The sequence below is a fragment of the Aminobacter anthyllidis genome, assembly GCF_018555685.1.
Lineage (GTDB): Bacteria > Pseudomonadota > Alphaproteobacteria > Rhizobiales > Rhizobiaceae > Aminobacter > Aminobacter anthyllidis.
Genome location: NZ_JAFLWW010000003.1, coordinates 730340 through 751549 on the forward strand (window position 1 = coordinate 730340; position 21210 = coordinate 751549).

At 63.6% G+C, this 21210-nt stretch carries 25 protein-coding genes; 18 read left to right on the forward strand and 7 right to left on the reverse strand.

The window, feature by feature from the left end:
• Nucleotides 1–131: 131 nt before the first annotated feature.
• The 3 genes from J1C56_RS13150 to J1C56_RS13160 form a co-directional block, all read right to left on the reverse strand.
• Complete coding sequence (locus J1C56_RS13150) at nt 132–491, reverse strand: tRNA-binding protein (RefSeq protein WP_214389779.1); 360 nt, start codon at nt 489–491, stop codon at nt 132–134.
• Nucleotides 492–500: 9 nt separating this feature from the next.
• Nucleotides 501–1001, reverse strand: coding sequence for a type III secretion system chaperone family protein (locus tag J1C56_RS13155; protein ID WP_214389781.1), 501 nt, complete (start codon nt 999–1001; stop codon nt 501–503).
• 320 nt (nt 1002–1321) lie between these two features.
• On the reverse strand, nt 1322–1636 hold the full coding sequence (locus tag J1C56_RS13160; protein WP_192568600.1) for an accessory factor UbiK family protein: 315 nt from the start codon (nt 1634–1636) through the stop codon (nt 1322–1324).
• Nucleotides 1637–1796: 160 nt separating this feature from the next.
• Between J1C56_RS13160 and J1C56_RS13165 the strand changes: the two genes are divergently transcribed.
• From J1C56_RS13165 to J1C56_RS13200, 8 genes are all read left to right on the forward strand, one after another.
• Entirely contained in the window at nt 1797–2048 is a 252-nt protein-coding gene (locus J1C56_RS13165; RefSeq protein WP_214389789.1) for a type II toxin-antitoxin system ParD family antitoxin, read from the forward strand.
• 4 nt (nt 2049–2052) lie between these two features.
• Nucleotides 2053–2352 (forward strand): type II toxin-antitoxin system RelE/ParE family toxin, encoded by a 300-nt coding sequence (locus tag J1C56_RS13170; RefSeq protein ID WP_214389791.1) that lies wholly within the window; start codon nt 2053–2055, stop codon nt 2350–2352.
• 87 nt (nt 2353–2439) lie between these two features.
• Nucleotides 2440–3294 (forward strand): prolipoprotein diacylglyceryl transferase, encoded by an 855-nt coding sequence (gene lgt, locus J1C56_RS13175; RefSeq protein ID WP_214389792.1) that lies wholly within the window; start codon nt 2440–2442, stop codon nt 3292–3294.
• Nucleotides 3291–4376, forward strand: a complete 1086-nt coding sequence (locus J1C56_RS13180) for a class I SAM-dependent methyltransferase (RefSeq protein ID WP_214389795.1) — start codon at nt 3291–3293, stop codon at nt 4374–4376. The genes lgt and J1C56_RS13180 overlap by 4 nt, the downstream gene beginning before the upstream one ends.
• Nucleotides 4377–4482: 106 nt before the next feature.
• Entirely contained in the window at nt 4483–5274 is a 792-nt protein-coding gene (gene pgeF, locus J1C56_RS13185) for a peptidoglycan editing factor PgeF (RefSeq protein ID WP_214390279.1), read from the forward strand.
• A 4-nt stretch (nt 5275–5278) separates the two neighbouring features.
• Nucleotides 5279–6430: a M24 family metallopeptidase gene (locus J1C56_RS13190; protein ID WP_214389803.1), complete on the forward strand. Its 1152-nt coding sequence runs from the start codon at nt 5279–5281 to the stop codon at nt 6428–6430.
• A 43-nt stretch (nt 6431–6473) separates the two neighbouring features.
• Entirely contained in the window at nt 6474–7067 is a 594-nt protein-coding gene (locus J1C56_RS13195) for a hypothetical protein (RefSeq protein WP_214389805.1), read from the forward strand.
• Nucleotides 7068–7180: 113 nt separating this feature from the next.
• Nucleotides 7181–8116 (forward strand): ribose-phosphate pyrophosphokinase, encoded by a 936-nt coding sequence (locus tag J1C56_RS13200; RefSeq protein WP_214389807.1) that lies wholly within the window; start codon nt 7181–7183, stop codon nt 8114–8116.
• 76 nt (nt 8117–8192) lie between these two features.
• On the opposite strand, the gene chrA is transcribed toward J1C56_RS13200, so the two are convergent.
• From chrA to J1C56_RS13215, 3 genes are all read right to left on the reverse strand, one after another.
• Nucleotides 8193–9527, reverse strand: coding sequence for a chromate efflux transporter (chrA, locus tag J1C56_RS13205; RefSeq protein ID WP_214389809.1), 1335 nt, complete (start codon nt 9525–9527; stop codon nt 8193–8195).
• A 1-nt stretch (nt 9528) separates the two neighbouring features.
• On the reverse strand, nt 9529–10332 hold the full coding sequence (locus tag J1C56_RS13210; RefSeq protein ID WP_420797390.1) for a chromate resistance protein ChrB domain-containing protein: 804 nt from the start codon (nt 10330–10332) through the stop codon (nt 9529–9531).
• Nucleotides 10333–10452: 120 nt separating this feature from the next.
• Nucleotides 10453–11217 (reverse strand): sulfite exporter TauE/SafE family protein, encoded by a 765-nt coding sequence (locus tag J1C56_RS13215; protein ID WP_214389813.1) that lies wholly within the window; start codon nt 11215–11217, stop codon nt 10453–10455.
• A 271-nt stretch (nt 11218–11488) separates the two neighbouring features.
• Between J1C56_RS13215 and J1C56_RS13220 the strand changes: the two genes are divergently transcribed.
• From J1C56_RS13220 to J1C56_RS13260, 9 genes are all read left to right on the forward strand, one after another.
• Nucleotides 11489–12103, forward strand: coding sequence for a 50S ribosomal protein L25/general stress protein Ctc (locus J1C56_RS13220; protein ID WP_214389815.1), 615 nt, complete (start codon nt 11489–11491; stop codon nt 12101–12103).
• 27 nt (nt 12104–12130) lie between these two features.
• A complete protein-coding gene (gene pth / locus J1C56_RS13225; protein WP_214389817.1) occupies nt 12131–12868 on the forward strand; it encodes an aminoacyl-tRNA hydrolase in 738 nt (245 codons plus the stop codon).
• A gap of 87 nt (nt 12869–12955) precedes the next feature.
• On the forward strand, nt 12956–13363 hold the full coding sequence (locus J1C56_RS13230; protein WP_214389819.1) for a GFA family protein: 408 nt from the start codon (nt 12956–12958) through the stop codon (nt 13361–13363).
• A gap of 101 nt (nt 13364–13464) precedes the next feature.
• Nucleotides 13465–14004 (forward strand): dihydrofolate reductase family protein, encoded by a 540-nt coding sequence (locus J1C56_RS13235; protein WP_214389821.1) that lies wholly within the window; start codon nt 13465–13467, stop codon nt 14002–14004.
• A gap of 74 nt (nt 14005–14078) precedes the next feature.
• On the forward strand, nt 14079–15182 hold the full coding sequence (gene ychF, locus J1C56_RS13240; protein ID WP_214389823.1) for a redox-regulated ATPase YchF: 1104 nt from the start codon (nt 14079–14081) through the stop codon (nt 15180–15182).
• 465 nt (nt 15183–15647) lie between these two features.
• A complete protein-coding gene (locus J1C56_RS13245; protein WP_214389825.1) occupies nt 15648–16442 on the forward strand; it encodes an APH(3')-II family aminoglycoside O-phosphotransferase in 795 nt (264 codons plus the stop codon).
• Between the two features lie 166 nt (nt 16443–16608).
• Nucleotides 16609–17583, forward strand: coding sequence for a magnesium/cobalt transporter CorA (gene corA, locus J1C56_RS13250; RefSeq protein ID WP_214389827.1), 975 nt, complete (start codon nt 16609–16611; stop codon nt 17581–17583).
• Nucleotides 17584–17665: 82 nt separating this feature from the next.
• Nucleotides 17666–18127, forward strand: coding sequence for a MaoC family dehydratase (locus J1C56_RS13255; protein WP_214389829.1), 462 nt, complete (start codon nt 17666–17668; stop codon nt 18125–18127).
• The gene (locus J1C56_RS13260; RefSeq protein ID WP_214389831.1) at nt 18124–18582 is read left to right on the forward strand and encodes a MaoC family dehydratase; all 459 of its coding nucleotides are present in this window, start codon (nt 18124–18126) and stop codon (nt 18580–18582) included. The genes J1C56_RS13255 and J1C56_RS13260 overlap by 4 nt, the downstream gene beginning before the upstream one ends.
• 212 nt (nt 18583–18794) lie before the next feature.
• Here the strand turns inward: J1C56_RS13260 and J1C56_RS13265 are convergent, their stop codons facing one another.
• Nucleotides 18795–20177 carry an FAD-binding oxidoreductase gene (locus J1C56_RS13265; protein ID WP_214389833.1) on the reverse strand — a complete coding sequence of 461 codons (1383 nt, stop codon included), beginning with the start codon at nt 20175–20177 and terminating at the stop codon, nt 18795–18797.
• A 434-nt stretch (nt 20178–20611) separates the two neighbouring features.
• Here J1C56_RS13265 and J1C56_RS13270 point away from each other — a divergent pair, with 434 nt between their 5' ends.
• The gene (locus J1C56_RS13270; RefSeq protein ID WP_214389835.1) at nt 20612–21187 is read left to right on the forward strand and encodes a dihydrofolate reductase family protein; all 576 of its coding nucleotides are present in this window, start codon (nt 20612–20614) and stop codon (nt 21185–21187) included.
• Nucleotides 21188–21210: the final 23 nt, after the last annotated feature.

The following is a 21210-nucleotide window of genomic DNA, read 5'->3' on the forward strand; positions in this document are numbered from 1 at the left end:
TGTTGCAGTGGTTTCCTCGCCCCTTTGGGGAGAGGTGTCGAGGCGTAGCCGAGACGGAGAGGGGTTTCTTGGCTGAAGGCCGGTCCGACGCTCCGAGCCATCGAGCCCCGCCGTCTCGGCCAACTCCGGCCCTAGAACAGGCGGCCGCCGTCCGGCACCTTGCGCTCGATGGCGCCGAGCACGACATCGCCGTCCTCATCAGGGAAGCCGAGGGTCAGCACCTCGGACATGAACGGTCCGATCTGGCGCGGCGGGAAATTGACGACGGCAAACACCTGCCGTCCCAGCAGCATCTCGGCCGTATAATATTTGGTGATCTGCGCCGACGACTTCTTGATGCCGATCTTCGTGCCGAAATCGATCTTCAACTTGAACGCTGGCTTGCGCGCCTCGGGAAACGGCTCGACCTCGACGATCGTGCCGGTGCGGATATCGACCTTGTCGAAATCCGCAAAGGTGATCTCGGGCTTGCGCTCGTCATGCGAACTCATGCGGCAGGCTCAGGCATTGCCGTGCGTTTCAAAGAGCACGCTTGCCAGCGCGTCCTTGGCCGAGGTGCCCGACCAGACGACGAACTGGAATGCCTGGAAGTAGCATTCGCAGGCTTCGAGCGCCGACGACAGCAGCACTTCGACCTGCTGGCTTGTCGGCTCGACGCCACCGGCCAGAAGCAGCGACTGGCGGAACATGATCGCGCCTTCGGTTTCCCAAAGGTCGAAATGCCCGAACAGCATCTGTTCATTGATCAGCGACAGCAGTCGCAGGATTTCAAGCGTACGGCTTTCCGGCACCTTGACGTCGAAAGCACAGGCGAGATGCAGCGCCTCGAAGTCCTCCATCCAGGAGAAGGAGACCTGGTATTCGGTCCAGTTGCCGACAACAGAGATCGAGATTTCGTCGTCGCCGGCACGCTCGAACGACCAGTCGTTGTTGTGAGCCACCTGCTCGATGACATCCACCGGGTGGATTTCGCGCGAGAACTCGAGTTCGAGAAGTTCCATAAATGCTTCCTGTCGTTCCGGGAGCGCCATCGCGCTCCGCGCAAAGGGCACACACGACGAACAAACTTGTTCTTGAACTCGGACGACCAGCGCTGCCAGACTCAATACCCCCAGCCGGACCGCTCCATCCGGGTGCATGACCCCGCTACGAATCATGCAACAAATTCAGTGTATTGATCAGGAGTCGCGTGAACAGCCCAATTTTTCGCAACGTCCCTTTGGGATGTGGAAACAGGCTGCGGCGCAGATTCATCAAGCGCCGGTAAGCGATTCACGACAAAGCACTTTTTCGGATGGCGCTTTGTGGAAAAGTTAACGAATTATTTCTTTGTACGAGGCTTGGCCGGAGCCGCTGGTGAGGCCTTGTCGGCGTCTTCGCCGCCCAATGCCGCGAGCTTCGACTCGAGCGCCTCGATACGGGCGACCAGCGCCTTGTTTTCGGCACGCGCCTTGATGGCCATGTCGCGCACGGCTTCAAACTCCTCGCGCTGCACGAGCTCGAGCGAATTCATCGCCCGTTCGGCCTGCGAGCGGAACGCGGTTTCGACCTCGCGCCGGACGCCCTGCGCGGCACCTGCGGCATCAGTCATCAGCTTGGCGAACTCATCCAGAATGCGGTTCGGTCCGGTCGTCATGGCAAACCCTCGCGTTGTCCATTCGACGTAGTGGGGCAAGGCTTGGAATGCAAGGGCGCGAGGCCCTCGCCGCCCGGCTTGCGCCATCGCGCCGCATTCCAGACTTGCCGCAATCAATAACTATTATTAGATTGAAAGCGTCGAATTCAGGAGCACCGCCATGGCCATCAGTGCCGATCTCGGCGCACACCTCGAAGAGGTCGTGAACCAGCTCGTCAGTACCGGGCGCTACAATTCCAAGAGCGAAGTCCTGCGCGAAGGGATCCGCCTCGTCGAGGAGCGTGAGAAGCGCCTTGCCGCGCTGGATGCGGCGCTGACCCAGGGACTCAGCGATGCCGAGGCCGGCCGCCTGGTGCCCGCCGAAGACGTTTTCGCCCGCCTCGAATCCAAGCTCCGCGCCAAAGGCCGATGACGCTGTGAAGGTCGTTTTCACCCACGCGGCAGAAATCGACCTCGGATTCATTGTCGATCACATCGCCGAGGACAATCCAACCAGAGCGCTGAGCTTCGTTCTGGAATTGCGTGAAAGCTGCGCAGGTCTTGCCGACCTGCCATTCGGCTATTCAGTCGCCAGAAGGCTTGCCGGCAGCGACATTCGCCGCCGCGTTCACGGCAACTACCTGATCTTCTACCGCGTGCACGAAAACCGGATCGAGGTTTTGCGCATCCTCCATGGCGCGATGGACTACGAACGCCTGTTTGCGCCCGACGAATGACATCTCGGTGAGCGGCTGTCTCCTGCCTTGACCCTGCCAAATGGCTGCAGCATGGTCCGCCGCGATTGCGTGGCCCTGGAGACTGATTTGAGCGAATACCTTGCCCTGCCGCTGGCAGCCCTGCCCTTTCCGAACATCGATCCGGTCATCGTGCAGCTCGGGCCGCTGGCCATCCACTGGTATGGGCTTGGCTACATCGTCGGCATATTGTTCGCCTGGTGGTATGGCAAGCGGCTGGTGACCAACGCCCGCCTGTGGCCGAACGGCACCTTGCCGATGAAGCCTGAAGCACTGGACGACTTCCTCGTCTGGGCCGCCGTCGGGGTCGTGCTTGGCGGCCGCATCGGCTACATCCTGTTTTACGACCTCGCTCGCTACATCTCCAATCCGCTCGATATCTTCGCTGTCTGGCAAGGCGGCATGTCGTTTCATGGCGGGCTGCTTGGCGTGACGCTTGCGATGTTCCTGTTCGCCCGCAAGCACGGCATCCTTGTCTGGTCGCTGATCGACGTGGTCGCGGCCGGCGTTCCGGTCGGCCTCGGCCTCGTGCGCGTCGCGAACTTCATCAATTCGGAGCTTTGGGGCCGGATGACCGACGTGCCATGGGCGGTCGAGTTTCCCACCGGCGGCCCGTTCCTGCGCCACCCGAGCCAGCTCTACGAAGCGCTGCTCGAAGGCCTGGTGCTGTTCCTCGTGCTGCGCTTCCTCACTCACTCGCGCTTGAAGCTGAAGACACCACGTTTCGTCGCCGGCGCCTTCGTCTGCGGCTATGGCATGTCGCGCATCTTCGTCGAGTTCTTCCGCGAGCCCGACCAGCAGATCGGCTATCTCCTCGGCGGCTGGCTGACCATGGGCATGGTGCTGTCGGTGCCGATGGTGCTGATCGGCGTCTGGGCGATGCTGTCGGCCAAGCCGGTGAGCGCGGCCGCAAAGCCGGCATGACCGCGCTCAAGACGTGCATCGCAAGCCTGATCGCCGCATCGGGGCCGATAAGCGTCGCCGAATACATGGCATTGTGCCTGTTCGACCCGGCGGACGGCTACTACACGACGCGCGAGCCGTTCGGGACAGAGGGTGACTTCACCACAGCGCCCGAGATCAGCCAGATGTTCGGAGAGCTCGTCGCTATCTGGCTGTACGCGGCCTGGCAGGCGTCGGGGCGCCCCGCGGGCGCGACGCTGGCCGAGATCGGCCCCGGGCGCGGCACGCTGATGAAGGACGTGCTCAGGGTGCTGACCAGGCTCGATGCGGCCTTCGTCGCCAGCGTCTCGGCGGCCTTGGTCGAGACCAGCCCAAGGCTGCGCGAGGTTCAAAAGCGGACCCTCGCCGACAGCGGCATCCGGATCGAGTGGCACGACACCGTGTCGACGCTGCGGGATGCACCGCTGTTCATCGTCGGCAACGAGCTGTTCGACGCCATCCCCACTCGCCAGTTCGTCAAGATCGGCGCTGCGTGGCACGAACGGGCCATCGGCCTCACTGAGCCGGGCGAACTTGCCTTTGTCGCCGGCCCAGCGACTATCGAGGCGGCCTTCCTGCCTCCCGGCTCGAAGGATGCACCCGAAGGTTCGATCTTCGAATTGGCTCCGGCCCGGACAGCCACCATGGAAGCCATTGCCGAACGCATCGCAGCCTCAGGAGGTGCCGGGCTGTTCTTGGACTACGGCCATCTCAGCCCCGGCATAGGCGACACGCTGCAGGCACTGCGCAGGCATCGATATGAGGACGTACTGGCAACACCCGGCGAGGCCGACCTGACCTCTCATGTCGACTTCGCAGCACTTGCGTCCGCCGCCCGCGCGCATGGCCTCGACACTCATCTGGCGACGCAAGGCGAGTTCCTGCTCGCCATGGGCTTGCTCGAACGCGCCGGCAAACTCAGCGCCAACGCGGATGACGCAGCGCGGGAAAAAATCCATTCAGAGGTCGAACGCCTCGCCGGTCCAGGCGCCATGGGCACCTTGTTCAAGGTCATCGCCATTGCGCCGCGTGGCACAAGACTTCCCTTCCCTGCCGTCAGTTGACAGTGAGCTTGCGCCTGCCCCACTGTCCGCGCTCGAAACGGCGCGGCGACCGGTGGCGGGCTGGCCCAGCCTTGACGAAATCGCTGACGAGGAAGACAAGGCGGCAATGCTGAACGACTCGAAACCGGATCCGATCCGGTCCAACTTGCTCGCCAGCGCGGAGGCCAACGGCATCCGCCACGGATATTTCACCCGCACCGGCGGGGTCTCCGAAGGCATCTACCAGGGTCTCAACATCGGCGTCGGCTCGGATGACGACCAGGTACTGGTCGTCGAGAATCGCCGCCGCGTGGCAAGCTGGATGGGTGTGGCGGCGGACCATCTGCTCAGCCTGTACCAGGTCCACTCGCCGGATGTGATCGTCGCTACCGGTCCGTTTGCCGACGGCCGGCCCAAGGCCGACGCGCTGGTGACGGACAGGCCCGGCATCGCGCTCGGCGCTTCGTCGGCCGATTGCGGCCCCGTCCTGTTCGCCGACCCCGAGGCGCGCATCATTGGTGCCGCCCATGCCGGCTGGAAGGGCGCCTTCACTGGCGTGCTCGAAAACACCGTCACCGCCATGGAGGGCCTCGGCGCAAAGCGCGAGCGCATCCTGGCCGTGCTCGGCCCGTCGATCAGCGCCGCCAATTACGAGGTCGGCCCGGAATTCGTCGCCCGTTTCACGGATGCGAATGCCGACAATGCGCGCTACTTCGCCCCGTCGGCCAACGCCGGCCACCATATGTTCGACCTCAACCTCTACACCGTCGACAGGCTGCGCAATGCGGGCGTTGTGGCCGAGGCGCTGAACCGCTGCACCTACGCGGAAGAAGACCTGTTTTATTCCTACCGGCGCACCACGCACCGCAAGGAAGCTGATTACGGGCGGCAGATTTCGGCAATTGCATTGGAGGACTGACAGCATGGCGCTGCATTTCGAACGAACCGAATTCGACGCCCGGCGCGACCGGCTGATGATCGAGATGGCCGAGAAGAAGCTCGATGCGGTTGTCCTGTTCGCGCAGGAGAGCATGTACTGGCTGACCGGCTACGACACGTTCGGCTTCTGCTTCTTCCAGTCGCTGGTGGTCATGGCCGACGGCTCGATGACGCTTCTGACGCGTTCGGCCGACCTGCGCCAGGCGCGCCACACCTCGATCATCGAAAACATCGTCTTGTGGACCGACCGCGACAACGCCAACCCGACGCTCGACCTGCGCAACCTGCTCAACGACCTCGGCCTGCTCGGCGCCCGCATCGGCGTCGAATACGACACCCATGGCCTGACCGCCTTCAACGGCCGCCGTCTTGACGAGCAGCTGCAGACTTTTGGCCAGATCGTCGATGCCTCCGGAATCATTGGCCGCTTGCGCCTGTTCAAGAGCCCGGCCGAGATCGAGAAGGCCGAAAAGGCTGCAAGCCTCGCCGACGACGCGCTCGATGCGGCGCTGCCGCTGATCAAGCAGGGTGGCGACGAGGCCAAGATCCTGGCCGCCATGCAAGGCGCGATCTTCACCGGCGGCGGTGACTATCCGGCCAACGAGTTCATCATCGGCTCAGGTGCCGACGCGCTTTTGTGCCGCTACAAGGCCGGGCGCCGCAAGCTCAACAAGAACGACCAGCTGACGCTGGAATGGGCAGGCGTCTTCAACCACTATCATGCGCCGATGATGCGCACCGCGCTCACCGGCAAGGTCTCCCGCCGCCACCAGGAGCTCTACGACGCGTCGCTGGCGGCACTTGTCGCTGTCGAAAAGGCGATGACGCCGGGCAACACCTTCGGCGACGTCTTCGACGCCCATGCCCGCACGCTGGAGACCCATGGACTGACCAAGCACCGGCTCAATGCTTGCGGTTACTCAGTCGGCGCGCGCTTCACCCCGTCGTGGATGGACATGCCGATGTTCTACCAGGGCAACCCCGAGCCGATCGCGCCCAACATGACTTTGTTTGCCCACATGATCATCATGGATTCGGAAACCGAGACCGCGATGACGTTGGGTCGTACCTATCTGACCACTGAATCCGCACCCAAGCCGCTTTCCCGCCATGATCTCGACTTGATCGTACGATGATTGCGCAGAGCGCTGAGGGGCGTTTGCCAGGGAGTTCGGGCAAATGAGACGTTGGATTTTTGCGGCAGCCTGCCTGTCCGCCTCTGTCGCCTTGTCCGCGTGCAACAGCGCCAAGGATGTCCTCGAACCATCGGCGGTCGCACCGACCGAGCAGTCGACAGCGCTTGCCAAGACCGAAGGCACCGACGTGGCTGCGCCCGCGATGGCAGGTACTGCAACCGTGGCGGCATCTGCCGTCCCGGCACAGACGGCAGCCGTAGTCAGCAAGGCGCGCGTGCAATTCGCTCCGATCGTCGGCGCGACTGTCGAGGCAGCGACGCCACTCACCCAGCGGCTCGGCACCCGGGCCCGCGAACGCGGCATCACGCTTGCCGGCAGCACCGATACCAGCCCGCCCGGCATCATCATGCGCGGCTACTTCTCGGCCATGACCGAAGGCAAGGACACAACGGTCGTTTATGTCTGGGACGTCTACGATCCAGCAGGCACGAGGCTGCACCGGATCAACGGCCAGCAGACGGCGGCTTCGGCCGGCAGCGGCGAAGGCTGGCCCGCGGTGGCGCCGGCAACGATGCAGTCGATAGCCGACAGCACCATCGATCAATTGGCCGATTGGCTGGCCGCGAAACCGGGCTAGACCGCGACATTCCGTTCCACAATGTCGCTTTTTTGGGATTCAGCGGCGAGTCCGCTTGCAATAGCGGCAAGGACCGCTAAAAGCCCGCTCATAATCTCTACCAGGATCGGTACATGAAACTCTTCGCGGGCAATTCCAACCGGGTGCTAGCAGAAGCGGTCGCGCGCTATCTCAACATTCCCCTGGGCAAGGCCAGCGTCAGGCGCTTCGCCGACCAGGAAATCTTCGTCGAGATCCAGGAGAACGTGCGCGGCGAGGACGTCTTCATCCTCCAGTCGACCGCCTTCCCGACCAATGATCACCTGATGGAACTGCTCATCATGATCGACGCCTTCATGCGTTCGTCGGCACGGCGCATCACGGCGGTCATTCCTTATTTCGGTTACGCCCGGCAGGATCGCCGCGCTTCGGGCCGCACGCCGATCTCGGCCAAGCTCGTCGCCAACATGATCGCGCGTGCCGGCGCCAACCGCGTCTTGACGCTCGACCTGCATGCCGGCCAGATCCAGGGCTTCTTCGATATCCCGACCGACAATCTGTTCTCGGTTCCGGTCATGGCCCGCGACGTCAAGGCCAAGTACAAGCAGCTCAACAACGTCATGGTGGTTTCGCCCGACGTCGGCGGCGTGGTTCGCGCCCGTGCGCTGGCCAAGCGCATCGACGCGCAGCTCGCCATCGTCGACAAGCGCCGCGAGCGCCCCGGTGAATCCGAGGTGATGAACGTCATCGGTGAAGTGCACGGCAAGGACTGCCTGCTCATCGACGACATCGTCGATTCCGGCGGCACGCTGTGCAACGCAGCCGACGCGCTGCTCGCCAAGGGCGCCACGTCAGTCACCGCCTACATCACCCATGGCGTGCTTTCGGGCGGTGCCGCCGCCCGCATCGCCGGCTCGCAGCTGCAGGAACTGGTCATCACCGACTCGATCCAGCCGACCCAGGCAGTGATGGACGCGCATAACATCCGCGTCGTCTCGATCGGCGACCTGATCGGCGAAGCGATCTCGCGCACCGCAACCGAAGAATCGGTGTCGAGCCTGTTCGACTGAGCTTTCTTCCCGAGCAGACCATTTCAAGCCCCGCCCGGTCATCCGAGGCGGGGCTTTTCGTTGCAGCCCGTGCCGTTCAGGACAGCTGCCACGCCATGCCGGCAAGCGCCGAGACGGCGAGGACTGCGATCATGTTGGCGTGGAAGCGGATCAGCGCCACGCCCGCAGCAATGGCGATGGTCGCCGCAAGCCAGTCGAAACTGCCGAAATCCAGCACCGGCAGCACGAACGGGCCCCAATTGACCTCCCCGACATTGCCGAACAGAACGTGCAGCGCAAACCACACCGCAAGGTTGGCGATGATGCCGACGACGGCGGCGGTAACTGCGGACAATGCGCTTGCCAGCCAGCTCACGTTGCGGACGGTCTCGACATAGGGTGCGCCGACGAAGATCCACAGGAAGCACGGCACGAAGGTGAACCACAGCGTGACTGCGGCTCCGGCGACGCCACCGGTGAGCGGGGCCAAGGACGAGAGCCTGGCACCACCGAGGAAACCGACGAAGACCAGCACCAGGATCAGCGGTCCCGGCGTCGTTTCGGCGAGGCCGAGGCCGGTCAGCATTTCGTCCGGCTTCAGCCAGCCATGCACCTCGACCGCCTGCTGCGCGACATAGGCGAGCACCGCATAGGCGCCGCCGAAGGTCACCGCCGCCATCTTGGAAAAGAACGTCGCTTCGGCGGTGAAGACGTGTCCGGGTCCAAGCAACTGCCACAAGGCGATCAGCGGCACGAACCAGATCGCCAGCCAGACGGCGAGTGTCGTGAAGAACCGCGCTACGCTTGGCTTCGTCCATTCCGGCATGTCATAGGCGATCTCCGGCTCGGCTTCCGCCAACGCCTTGCTCCGGCTGGCCCCGAACAGGTGCATCAGCGCGCCTGACATCGCCGCGACCGCGATGATCAGCGGGAACGGCAGCTTGAGGAAGGCGATGGCGACGAAGGCAGCGATGGCAAGGATGACCATGCTGCCGTTCTTCAGCGCGCGCTTCGACACCTTGATCAGCGCCTCGAGCACGACGGCCAGCACCGCCGCCTTGAGGCCGAACAGCAGCCCCTGCACCAAAGTGACGTGGCCGACGCTCAGGTAGATCGCCGACAACGCGGTGATGACGAGCGCGCCGGGCAGCACGAACAACAGCCCGGCCACCAGCCCACCCCTGACGCCGTGCATGAGCCAGCCGGAATAAGTGGCAAGCTGCATCGCCTCAGGTCCGGGCAACAACATGCAGTAGTTGAGCGCATGCAGGAAACGCGGCTCGTCGAGCCAGCGCTTCTCGTCGACGAGGATCTTGTGCATCAGCGCGATCTGGCCGGCCGGCCCGCCGAACGACAAAAGGCCGATCTTGGCGAAGGTCCGTGTCGCCTCCCCGAATGAAGGTGGCGCAGCCCTGAAGGGCGTCGTGTCCATGTCAGATCGCCTTTGCCGGCCAGTTGTGAGTTTCCGAGGTAGCGTACCGGCACCAGCCATACAACGCGTCGTAGATCGTCATGCCCTTTTCCAGTTGCGCGAGGTCGTCGTCCTCGATCGCCGACAGGCCGAGCGATATCGCGAGCAACCCCGCCGCCTGTGGCTCCAGGTCGAGCTGGGCTGTATCAGCGCCGCGCACGATGCGGGCAAGATGCAGCAGTGCTGGATCGGTCAGCCCGAATTCCGAAATCAGCGTGTCGAAGGTGCACTGCTCGCCGCGATGCGAATAATGCACGTCCTTGATGTCGTAAGGGATGGCGCCGATCTCGTCGGCGACGTCCTTGACCCACTCGGCCGAGACGAAGTGAAACACCGCAAGCGGATCAATGAACCGCCGGATCAGCCAAGGGCAGGCAATGCGGTCGATCTTCGGCCGCGACCGCGTCACCCACACGCTCGGCACCGGCAAGCCGGGCTCAAGTCCCGGCGCCTCGCGAGCCACAAGCGGCCCTCCAGCGGCAATCCACGCGTCGATGCCGCCTTCGAGCATGGAGACGTAAGCCCCCTCGGCAGTCAGAAGGGCTGCCGCGATCTCGCTGACATTGTGGCCGTGGGCGCAGTAGACGACGAGTTGGCGGCCGGCCGGCAGTTGCCGCAACCATTCGGCCGCCTTCGTGTGATCGCGCCAGAGCGCGCCGGGAATACGCGTCGGCGCCACCGCAAAGGCTGCGGCCCTGCGCACGTCGACGATCAATGGGCACCTGTCGGTACCGAGAAGCGGGATCAGTTGTTGGGGCGAGATCATCCTGGGCATGGTCTTTCCTCCGCATATCAAGCGAAGGCGGAACTTGGGCCACCTGGCCTCACGGGGAGTCCACCATGCCCCCGATATGTGAAGTCTATTTGAAAGCGGCGGCCGGTTCAATCACCTCAGCACACCATCGAGCGCCGGCAGGCCAATGATCGCCGCTGTCGCGATCAGGCCGTAGCAGATGCGCCGGAAGGTCGCCTCGTTGGCCCGGCTGAACAGGCGCGAGCCGATATACAGGCCAATCGCGAAAGTCGGCCCGATGGTCAGCGACAGGCCCACCGTCTCCCAGGTCAGCAGTCCGGCGACAAGGTAGCTCGAAATCGACAGCACGCTCGATATGGCGAAATAGAGCACGATGTTGGCCCGTACCGTCAGCGGCGGGATCGCCCCGCCAAGCCAGTAGGCGACGACGGGCGGCCCGCCGACCTGGGCAGCACCCGAAAACAGCCCAGAGGTCATGCCGACGGCAGCCGTCAAGCTGGCACGCGGGCGGCCATGGTAGCGCCAGCCCGACATCAGCAGCGCAAGCAGCGCAACGACAATGGCAACGATCGCCCAGCGGATCATCACGCCGTCGACATGGGTGAGAAGATAAGTGCCGGTGGGCACGCCGAGGGCTGCTCCGAGCGCCATGACGCCGACATTGGCACGATCGGCACCTCGCCACGCATTGGGAATGAGCCCGGGCGTCAGCACAAGATCGACGATCAGCAGCAGCGGCACCGCAAGCTTGGCTCCGATCAGCGCGCTAGCCACCGGCACGAAGATCAGCGCCCCGCCGAAGCCCGAGAAGCCGCGCGCGCAGCCGGCAATGAATGCGGCCACGACAAGCACCAGGATGGTGGCGGTCGGCAGATGGAGCGGGAGAAGATCTTGCATGGGCGTATTGGCAGGTCCTGGATGTTTCAGGCCGGCGTGATACAGGGATAGCCTCACATATGCGAGCGGCCACGGCAAAGCCAAGACGGAGCCAGCCTCCGCAAAGCCCCGGCGGTTGCACTTTTTGCCACCTTCGGATATAGAGCCGCCACCCGCGTAGACACCCTTGGAGGCAACGCGGCGGAAGGCCGCCTCACCCGGCGGCTTTCGACGTTTACGGATCAGGCTTCATGCCCGCCGTAGGCGCTCCATACAACCGAAAGGAAATGCCATGAGCGAAACATACGAGCTCAAGGCCGAAGCACGCGAACTGGTCGGTAAGGGGTCCGCCCGTGAAGTTCGTCGCAACGGTAAAGTGCCTGCAGTTATTTACGGCGACAAGCAGCCTCCCCTGGCCATCGCCCTGTCCTACAAGGACATCTTCTACAAGATCCATGGCGGCGGCTTCCTGACCACCGTGGCGACGATCGACGTCGGCGGCAAGAAGATCCAGGTCCTGCCGAAGGACTATCAGCTCGATCCGGTCCGTGACTTCCCGATGCACGTCGACTTCCTGCGCGTCGGCGCAAACACCGAAGTCAACGTCCAGGTTCCGGTTCACTTCATCAATGAAGAGAAGTCGCCTGGCATCAAGCGCGGCGGCACGCTGAACATCGTCCGTCACGAAGTCGAGCTGCACTGCCCGGCCAACGCGATCCCCGAATTCCTCACCGTCGACCTCGACGGCACCGACATCGGCGATTCGATCCACATCTCGGCCGTCAAGCTGCCGAAGGGCGCGAAGCCTGTCATCTCCGACCGCGATTTCACCATCGCAACGATTGCCGGCACTTCGGCTTCGAAGTCGGAAGAAGGCGCAACCACCGAGGCTGCCCCCGAGGCATAATCGACTGCATACCCGGAGGACCCGAACATGCTGCTCTTTGCAGGTCTCGGCAATCCGGGTGCGCAATATGCAAACAACCGGCACAATGTCGGCTACATGGCGGCGGACGCAATTGCCCGCCGCCATTCGTTTTCGCCCTGGACGAAAAAGTTCAAGGGCTTGATATCAGAGGGCAACATTGGCGGCGAAAAAGTCATCCTTCTCAAGCCGCAGACCTTCATGAACCTGTCCGGCCAGTCGGTCGGTGAAGCCCTGCGCTTTTACAAGCTCGAACCGTCTGCGCTGTCGGTCTTCTACGACGAGCTCGACCTCGTCGCCGGCAAGGTGCGCGTCAAGATTGGCGGCGGCGCTGGCGGCCACAACGGCATCCGCTCGATCGACCAGCATATCGCCAAGGACTACAGGCGCGTCCGCATCGGCATCGGCCATCCCGGCGTCAAGGAAATGGTCCACGGCCATGTGCTCGGCGATTTCGCCAAGGCCGACAAGGAATGGCTGGAGGCGCTGCTCGACCTCGTTGCCGACAGCTGTGATCTGCTGACCAAGGGCGACGACAACGGCTTCATGAACAAGGTGACTGTCGGCCTGCGCGACAAGCTTCAGCCCACCGGCGCGAACGACACCCTGCCGGCCAAGGCACCAAAGCCGCAGGCGCCCAAGTCCCAGAGCCACATCCGCCAGGCTCGCACGCCGCAGGCTTCGGTCAAGATTCCTGAGAGCGGGCCGATGGCCGCAATGCTGAAAAAGCTGTTCGGCAAGGACTGAAGACCCGCAAAGACATTCGCCTGCGTTCGTTCGATAATGCGCGCAATGCCCCCGCACTCCGACGCAACCGTCCGGCGAGGTGTCACCATGCAAACGAAAACTGCATCCTGCTCCTGCGGCCAGTTGAACATCGAGGTCGGGGGCGCACCGCTGGGCGTCGGTGTCTGCCACTGCCTTGCCTGCCAGCGTCGCACCGGCAGCGTCTTCGCCGCCCTGGCCGCCTTCGCCCCGCCCTACAAGGTAACAGGCACGGCAACCGAATACCTGCGCCTTGGCGACAGAGGCTCACGCTACACCTTCAGGTTCTGCCCGGTCTGCGGCACGAACCTGTTCCACACCGAAGCTGGTGCCGAAAGCGCGTTTGTGGCAGTGGCGGTCGGCGCATTCGCCGATCCGCATTTTCCTCCACCCGAGGACTCCGTCTACGACTGCCGCCGCCATTCCTGGGTCGTCCTGCCTCCGGGAACCAAGGCCTACGACAAGGATCCGGACTGACACGTGCCATCTAATGCCTTGTGCGCTCGTTGAAGGCTCCTGACATAAGTCCGACAGGCCCCATGGTAGGAAACCTTCTTTGGCAACAAGGAACGGCTCCGATGGTCTCTTCGGGCATTGACGTTATCTACATGTTCGCGATGTCGCTTGACGGCTTCATTGCCCGTAAAGACGGCACGTTTGACTGGCTCGACAACTTTCCACCTGACGACGACTACGACTTTTCCGGCTTCATGGCGTCGCTGAGCGGCATCGTCATGGGCCGCGCGACCTATGATGTCGTCCGCCGCGAACCGGAATGGGCCTACGCCCGATACCCTTGCCTGGTTGCCACCTCGCGCCCGCTCGACAACCTGCCCGAAAACGCAGAGGCAATGGCCGGCACGCCAGCCGAAATGCTTGCCAATCTTCGCGCGCGCGGCGCCAAAGGCCGTATCTGGTTGCTCGGCGGCGGCGACTTGGCCCGCCAGTTCATGGATGCCGGCCTGCTCGACACGATCGAGATCGGCACCATCCCCATAATCCTCGGCGCGGGCTTGCAGGCTTTCGGCGGCAAGCAGGCCGATCGCTGGCTCGATCTCGCCTTTGCAAAGCCGTTGGCCAACGGCGCAGTGCATGCGCAATACCGCGTGCGACGCTGAAAGACTTGACGATCTTAGGCCCTATCGCCCATAGCCCTGAGCAAATTCCGATTTCCCGATAGGACCAGAAGACCATGGGTTTCAAATGCGGCATCGTCGGCCTGCCCAACGTTGGCAAATCGACGCTTTTCAACGCGCTGACGCGCACGGCTGCCGCCCAGGCGGCCAACTACCCGTTCTGCACCATCGAGCCGAACACCGGCGAGGTCGCGGTTCCCGATCCGCGCCTCAAGCAGCTCGCTTCGATCGCCAAGTCGAAGGAGATCATTCCGACCCGCATCTCCTTCGTCGACATCGCCGGCCTGGTGCGCGGCGCCTCGAAGGGTGAAGGCCTGGGCAACCAGTTCCTCGCCAACATCCGCGAGGTCGATGCCATCGTGCACGTGCTGCGCTGCTTCGAAGACGACGACATCACCCATGTCGAGGGCCGCATCGACCCTGTCGCCGACGCCGAGACGGTCGAGACAGAGTTGATGCTCGCCGACCTCGAAAGCCTCGAGCGCCGCATCGTGCAGTTCCGCAAGCGCGCTGCCAGCAAGGACAAGGAAGCGACGACAATCCTGCCGATGATGGAGCAGGCGCTCGCCCTGCTGCAGGACGGCAAGCCGGCGCGCCTGCTGCTCAAGGGCATCGCTGCCGAGGACCTCGAAATCCTGCAGGGCCTGAACCTTCTGACCTCGCATCCGGTGCTCTATGTCTGCAACGTCGCCGAAAGCGATGCTGCGGCCGGCAACGAGCACACCCAGGCGGTGCAGAAGATGGCCGAAGCGCAGGGCGCCGGCGTCGTCGTCATTTCCGCTGCCATCGAAGCCGAAGTGGCGCAGCTGCCCGACGAAGAAGCCCAGGAATTCCTCGCCGACCTCGGTCTCGACGAGCCGGGCCTCGATAAGCTGATCCGCGCCGGCTACGAGCTGTTGCACCTGATCACCTACTTCACCGTCGGCCCCAAGGAGACGCGCGCCTGGACCGTGCACAAGGGCGCCAAGGCCCCGCAGGCGGCCGGTGTCATCCACACCGACTTCGAACGCGGCTTCATCCGCGCCCAGACCATCGCCTTCAACGACTTCGTCACGCTTGGCGGCGAAGTTCCGGCCAAGGAAGCCGGCAAGGCGCGCGACGAAGGCAAGGAATATGTCGTCCAGGACGGCGACGTGATGCTGTTCAAGTTCAACACCTGATCGCTGGCCGTCGCGTCCGAACAAGAAAAGCCCCGCATCGCGGGGCTTTTTCTTTGGTGTGGGGGGATGAGCCCGTCGGTTGCCCGCCTTTTGCACGTCCGGCTTCCGGTCCCGCCGAAGAATTAACCTTTTGCTAACCAAGCCTGGCTACGGTCGCCTGGAGATTGCAGATCGTCTCCACCTTTGACCACGGATGTACCGGCATTGGATGTTGAGACGCTAGAGAAAGGTCGGGATCACCCCGGCCTTTTTTGTTTGTCCAGGACGGCGACGTCATACGGCCAAATCCAGCACCTGGACCGGGCTCGATACTCTGTCCATTTCAAGCAGCGGGGCGTCATCACAAGACGTAGACCGCCTTGCGCACGATCAGCCAGATTGTTCTCGACGGCCCTACTTCGAATACCTATCTGCGCCCGAAGCAAGAACAGCAGTGATGCTGCCCGGCGCAGCTTTGGGGACCAGATGACACAGCACGCTTCTTTCGAAATCGATCTTCCCGTGTCGTTGCGTGAAGCTTTGGCCGGCTACAGCTGGGACCGGCAGACCATCGGCCATTCGGACGCGGGCGTGTTCAAGCTTGCGGCCTACGGCAGGCCGACACTGTTCCTCAAGACCGAAGAGACCAGCGATTTTGCCGAGCTGCCCGCCGAAGTGGTTCGGCTGCGCTGGCTGGCCAGCCAGGGCATCCCCTGCCCCGAAGTCATCGTCTTCGACACCCATGCCGGTCACAACTGGCTGCTGATGAGCGCGGTTGCCGGGCGGGACCTCGTCTCGCAACAGACCTCGCCCGACAAGGCCGTCGCCATCATGGCCGACGCGCTGCGCCGGCTTCATGCCCTCGACGTCTCTGCCTGCCTGTTCGATCACAGGCTTGAGCGACGCATCGCAGTGGCCAAGGCCCGCGTGGAGGCCGGCGAGGTCGATGAAGACGACTTCGACGACGAGCGACTCGGTCAAACCGCGCAGCAGCTGTTCGAAGAGCTTCGGGCGCGACGGCCGGCGGCCGAGTCCCTTGTCGTGACACATGGCGACGCTTCGATGCCGAATTTCATGGCAGATGACGGCCGTTTCTCAGGCTTCATCGATTGCAGCCGGCTTGGCGTCGCCGACCTGCACCAGGACCTGGCACTCGCCTGCTGGAGCATCCAGTACAACCTCGGCGAAGAGTGGGTGGCGCCGTTCCTTGCGCTCTACGGCCGGCCTGATGCGGATGAGGCGAAGCTGACTTACTACCAGTTGCTCGACGAGTTCTTCTGAGCCCAGGCGCATCCCGCCAATCTTGCCGATTTGCAACTTGACGTCGCAGGCTGCCGGGTCTATCGCGCCTAGGCACCGACCCGGTCACTCACGCACCCCGCCGGCGCAATCCAGCAACCCCCGCCCGCATCGGGCACGATATCAGCTCCAGTATGGGAGACCGGCGATGATCAAGGCATTCGTCGTGGAAAACGATCGTCTGCGCCTTGCAGACACCATTGCGGCTCAAAAGGACAGCATTGTCTGGGCCGACCTGTTCAATCCGACCAAGCAGGAAGAGACCGAGGTCGAGCAATGGCTCGGCGTTGGCGTTCCGACACGCGAGGAGATGGAGGAGATCGAGATCTCGTCCCGCCTCTATGTCGAGGACGGCGCCTACTTCATGACCGCCACCTTGCCCTCGCAGGCAGACAGCGACGACCCTGTCATGTCGCCGGTGACCTTCGTGTTGCGCCGCAACCTGCTGGTGACGATCCGCTATCATGAGCCGAAGGCGTTCCTGGCGTTCCCGCTGCGCGCGGAGAAGGCGGCGATCGGCTGCACCTCGGGCGAAACGATCCTCGTCGGGCTGCTGGAGGCGATCGTCGATCGCCTTGCCGACGTGCTCGAGCGCGTCTCTCGCGATATCGAACTGTTGTCGAAGGACATCTTCAACCCGACCGGTACCAAGGCATCCAGCCGCGACCGGGGCTTCCAGCAGATACTCAAGGACCTCGGCCGCAAGGAGTCGCTGACCTCCAATATCCGCGACAGCCTGACCTCGCTGCAGCGTCTGTCCGGCTTTCTCGCCAATGCCCTTGCCCAGGGCAAGAATGGCAAGGACGCCAAGGCGCGGGTGAAGACGCTGTCGCGCGACGTACTGTCGCTCACCGACCACGCCTCGTTCCTGTCGCAGAAGATCACCTTCCTGCTCGATGCAACGCTCGGCATGATCAACATCGAGCAGAACGGCATCATCAAGATCGTCTCGGTCGCCGCCGTCGTCTTCCTGCCGCCAACGCTGGTCGCCTCGATCTACGGCATGAACTTCGACCTGATGCCGGAGCTGAAATGGGACTTCGGCTATCCGATGGCGCTCGGGCTGATGGTCATCTCGGCCATCCTGCCGTTCTGGTGGTTCCGCCGCCGCGGCTGGCTCTGAGCCAATGATTGCCCGACGACCGGCCTTGCGTGACCCGCAGGGCCGGTCCAAGGTTATCGTACAAGCTTGAACAGGATCGCCGATGAGCACCAGGACATGGGCATATGAGGACCTTGGCGAGGGCGTCGTCATCGACCTCGGCACCAAGATCGTCGTCGCCCAAGAGGTCATCGAATTCGCCTCGGAGTTCGACGCCCAGCCCTTCCACCTCGACGAGGAGGCCGGCAAGGCGAGCATTCTCGGCGGACTGTCGGCATCGGGCTGGCACACCTGCTCGATGTTCATGCGCATGCTGTGCGATGCGCTGCTGCTCGACTCGACCTCGCAAGGCGCCCCCGGCATCGACTACGCCAAATGGAAAAAGCCGGTGCTGGCTGGCGACGTGCTGGGCGGCAAGCTGACCATCCTGTCCAGCCGCCTGTCGCGCTCGAAGCCCGGGCTCGGCTTCGTCACCTGGCGCGCCGAACTGGCCAACCAGAAGGGCGAACCCGTCTTCGAACTGGTCAACACCTGCATGTTCCTGACCCGCGAGGCAGCGCAATGACCCTCGACGAGTATCTCGGCATCGGTGTCACCATCACGCTCGGCAGCCATCACTTCAGCGCTGACGCGATCAAGGATTTTGCCCGGAAATACGACCCGCAGCCCTTCCACACCGACGAGGAAGCTGCCAAGGCAAGCGTCTTCGGCAGCCTTTGCGCCTCGGGCTGGCACACCACCGCCGCCTGGATGAAGCTCAATTTGGCGCATCGCGGCCGCGCCTGGGACGGTCCCGGACCGCAGCCTGAGTTCGGCCCCTCGCCCGGCTTCAAGAACCTGAAATGGCTGAAGCCGGTTTTTGCCGGCGAGACGGTAACCTTCACCCGCCGCGGCCTCGACCACCGGCCGCTCGCCACGCGTCCCGGCTGGCGCATGATGACCATCCACTCCGAAGGGTTCGACTCTACCGGCGACAAGGTCATCGAGTTCGACAGTGCCGTGCTGGTGAAGGTGGGCTGAGACCCCTTCCCTCGGGAGAGGGGACGCACTTGTTCACCGCCACGCTCGCTTTCGCGCCTGGCCATTGTCAAAGAGCGCTCCCGCTTGGGAGGTAGTTCGGGAAGTGGGGCGCGAGGCCGTGCCTTCTAGGGGCCGGCGCGACCAAAAAAACCGGCCACACGTGGAAAACGTCTCCACGTGTGGCCGCGCGTTCCCTTGAGTAGAGCCCCGGCTTACGGCCGGATGTTGTGGTTGACCCGGAAGAGGTTTGCCGGGTCGTAGCGGCGCTTGACGGCGACCAGTCGCTCGTAATTGGCGCCATAGGCGGCACGCACGCGCGCCTCGCCTTCGTCGTCCATCATGAAGTTGATGTAGGCACCGCCATGCGCATTGTGCTTGTGCACCGCGGCCCAGTAGGCGCTTGCCCAGTGCTTCAGCTCCGGCGCCTTCGCCGGGTCGGGGTCGATGCCGGCGATGACCATCGACCAGCGGGCGCGCCTTGCGCCCCAGGCCGTGGCGTCGGGGGCGACGTCGTGAACCGCGCCGTCGATGGGATAGAGATGCATCAGAGACAGCTCGCTCGGGCTCTTCGAGCCGTGCGCGACATGGGCGGCGATGGCCGCGTCGGACAGCTCGTCGACATAGTCGCCCTTCCAGTACCAGTGCAGGCCCTTGGGCAGCAGCGGGTCGAACAGCCCCTGCAGGTCGGCGAAGCCTATCGTCATCATGCCGTCCATCAGCGGCTCTGGCAGCGCATCACGCATCGGCTGCATCGCCCGGATGCCTTCCTCTTCGGTGCCGTTGTAGCAGCTGATCAGCGCGCAGATGCGCCGTCCCCAGATTTCGCGCGGGAACGGATCGCAGGAGGGCACCGTCTTCATGCCGAAGAACATGCCGAGTTCGCGTGGCGCCCCTGGCAGGAAGTCGCGGTACCAGCGCATGATCTCGGCGGCATGCGCGATGTCGTAGAAGATCGGCCCGGCATAGACATCCTTCGCCGGATGCGCCTGAAACGTGAAGCGCGTCACCACGCCGAAATTGCCGCCGCCGCCACGCAGCGCCCAGAACAGCTCGGGGTGTTCGTCCGCGCTTGCCGTGACGACGCTGCCATCGGCCAGCACGACCTCGGCTGCGAGCAGGTTGTCGATGGTCAGGCCGTGCTTGCGCGTGAGATAACCGGTGCCGCCGCCAAGCGTCAGCCCGGCGATGCCGGTGCTCGAGACGATGCCGGCCGGCACCGCCAGACCATGCCCGCTGGTCGCCCGGTCGACATCGCCCTGGGTGCAACCGGCCTCGACCCGGACGGTACGCGTGATCGGGTCGATATCGACGCGTTTCATCGGCGACATGTCGATGACCATGCCGCCGTCGCAGCTGCCCAGGCCCGAGCCGTTGTGGCCGCCACCGCGAATGGCGACGAGCAGCTGCCTGTCGCGGGCGTGATTAACCGCCGCGACGACATCGCCGACGTCGGCGCATGGCACGATCCAGCGTGGCCGCTTGTCGATCATGGCGTTGTAAAGTGCGCGCGACGCCTCATAGCCGGGATGGTCCTGGCCGATGAGGCTGGCGCGGAGCCGGTCGGGAAACTCGTGCGAAGCATTTGACTTCAGCATTTTGGAACACTCGTGTTTGGGAGCAAGACGCGCCAGCGCCTCGGCCAGGAACTCGTTTGTTCCGGGCGATAGAGGGCGCGCCTGGCCGGTTGAACCTGCCGCACTCGCAGCACGTCCTGTCCTACGCCGCGTCGATTTCAGGTGTTTTTCTGTAGCGGCACGGGAGTGTTTCGATTGTTTCAGCGGCAAACGTGCGGCGGAGGCAAGGAGGCCGCGGCGCCTAGTGCGATCTTCTTTCCCCGCCTCGAAACTTCCACGCCGCCTGCCTCAGCAAGGCCCGGACCTGGGGACCCATGGCCAAGTGGCGGAGGGCAACAGTCGCGATAAAATTAAACCATATGGTTGACTATTTTTCATGGCAGCCTACATTCAACCATATGGCTGAATGTCCCGCCGGATCATGTCGGCCTTGGCGGCACGCTGTGGAGGCTGAAATGCGCAAGCTGATTGCTGGAATGAAGATCTCCGTCGATGGCAAGATGGAGGGACCTGAAGGTACCGCGGACTGGGTCGAGGCGTGGTCGGAGGACTACGGCCTGACGCCCCAGATCGATGCCTGCCTGCTCGGCGGCGGCATGTATCCTGGCTACGAGAACTATTGGACGTCGCTACAGAACGAGCCGGGCACACCCGCCTGGATCACCGGCACGGCGCCGACGCCGGCCGAGCTCGAATGGGCAGGCTTCATCAAGCAAACCCCGCATTATGTGCTGTCGAACAGCCTGACCACGACGTCGTGGCCGAACACGCGCTTCCTCAGGCGACTTGACGAGGTCAAGGCGCTCAAGCAGCAGCCCGGCAAGGACATCTACCTTGTCGGAGGCGCCAAAACGACGACAAGCCTGATCGAGGCAGGCCTGGTCGACGAGCTGCGCGTCATCGTCTACCCGCTGATCGCCGGTGAAGGAAAGGCGCTCTTTGCCACCACGGAACGTCGCCATGGGCTCGAACTCAGGAAGATCGAGCAACTCCCCAACGGGCGCGTGAGCCTGATCTACGGTATTGGCTGACGCCAAGCGCACAGGGCACGTTG

What these genes read in the sequence shown, in the direction of transcription:
- J1C56_RS13150 (WP_214389779.1), bottom strand. Translation starts at nt 491, where the DNA reads ATGAGTTCGCATGACGAGCGCAAGCCCGAGATCACCTTTGCGGATTTC.
- J1C56_RS13155 (WP_214389781.1), bottom strand. Translation starts at nt 1,001, where the DNA reads ATGGAACTTCTCGAACTCGAGTTCTCGCGCGAAATCCACCCGGTGGAT.
- J1C56_RS13160 (WP_192568600.1), bottom strand. Translation starts at nt 1,636, where the DNA reads ATGACGACCGGACCGAACCGCATTCTGGATGAGTTCGCCAAGCTGATG.
- J1C56_RS13165 (WP_214389789.1), top strand. Translation starts at nt 1,797, where the DNA reads ATGGCCATCAGTGCCGATCTCGGCGCACACCTCGAAGAGGTCGTGAAC.
- J1C56_RS13180 (WP_214389795.1), top strand. Translation starts at nt 3,291, where the DNA reads ATGACCGCGCTCAAGACGTGCATCGCAAGCCTGATCGCCGCATCGGGG.
- pgeF (WP_214390279.1), top strand. Translation starts at nt 4,483, where the DNA reads ATGCTGAACGACTCGAAACCGGATCCGATCCGGTCCAACTTGCTCGCC.
- J1C56_RS13190 (WP_214389803.1), top strand. Translation starts at nt 5,279, where the DNA reads ATGGCGCTGCATTTCGAACGAACCGAATTCGACGCCCGGCGCGACCGG.
- J1C56_RS13195 (WP_214389805.1), top strand. Translation starts at nt 6,474, where the DNA reads ATGAGACGTTGGATTTTTGCGGCAGCCTGCCTGTCCGCCTCTGTCGCC.
- J1C56_RS13200 (WP_214389807.1), top strand. Translation starts at nt 7,181, where the DNA reads ATGAAACTCTTCGCGGGCAATTCCAACCGGGTGCTAGCAGAAGCGGTC.
- chrA (WP_214389809.1), bottom strand. Translation starts at nt 9,527, where the DNA reads ATGGACACGACGCCCTTCAGGGCTGCGCCACCTTCATTCGGGGAGGCG.
- J1C56_RS13210 (WP_420797390.1), bottom strand. Translation starts at nt 10,332, where the DNA reads ATGATCTCGCCCCAACAACTGATCCCGCTTCTCGGTACCGACAGGTGC.
- J1C56_RS13215 (WP_214389813.1), bottom strand. Translation starts at nt 11,217, where the DNA reads ATGCAAGATCTTCTCCCGCTCCATCTGCCGACCGCCACCATCCTGGTG.
- J1C56_RS13220 (WP_214389815.1), top strand. Translation starts at nt 11,489, where the DNA reads ATGAGCGAAACATACGAGCTCAAGGCCGAAGCACGCGAACTGGTCGGT.
- pth (WP_214389817.1), top strand. Translation starts at nt 12,131, where the DNA reads ATGCTGCTCTTTGCAGGTCTCGGCAATCCGGGTGCGCAATATGCAAAC.
- J1C56_RS13230 (WP_214389819.1), top strand. Translation starts at nt 12,956, where the DNA reads ATGCAAACGAAAACTGCATCCTGCTCCTGCGGCCAGTTGAACATCGAG.
- J1C56_RS13235 (WP_214389821.1), top strand. Translation starts at nt 13,465, where the DNA reads ATGGTCTCTTCGGGCATTGACGTTATCTACATGTTCGCGATGTCGCTT.
- ychF (WP_214389823.1), top strand. Translation starts at nt 14,079, where the DNA reads ATGGGTTTCAAATGCGGCATCGTCGGCCTGCCCAACGTTGGCAAATCG.
- J1C56_RS13245 (WP_214389825.1), top strand. Translation starts at nt 15,648, where the DNA reads ATGACACAGCACGCTTCTTTCGAAATCGATCTTCCCGTGTCGTTGCGT.
- corA (WP_214389827.1), top strand. Translation starts at nt 16,609, where the DNA reads ATGATCAAGGCATTCGTCGTGGAAAACGATCGTCTGCGCCTTGCAGAC.
- J1C56_RS13255 (WP_214389829.1), top strand. Translation starts at nt 17,666, where the DNA reads ATGAGCACCAGGACATGGGCATATGAGGACCTTGGCGAGGGCGTCGTC.
- J1C56_RS13260 (WP_214389831.1), top strand. Translation starts at nt 18,124, where the DNA reads ATGACCCTCGACGAGTATCTCGGCATCGGTGTCACCATCACGCTCGGC.
- J1C56_RS13265 (WP_214389833.1), bottom strand. Translation starts at nt 20,177, where the DNA reads ATGCTGAAGTCAAATGCTTCGCACGAGTTTCCCGACCGGCTCCGCGCC.
- J1C56_RS13270 (WP_214389835.1), top strand. Translation starts at nt 20,612, where the DNA reads ATGCGCAAGCTGATTGCTGGAATGAAGATCTCCGTCGATGGCAAGATG.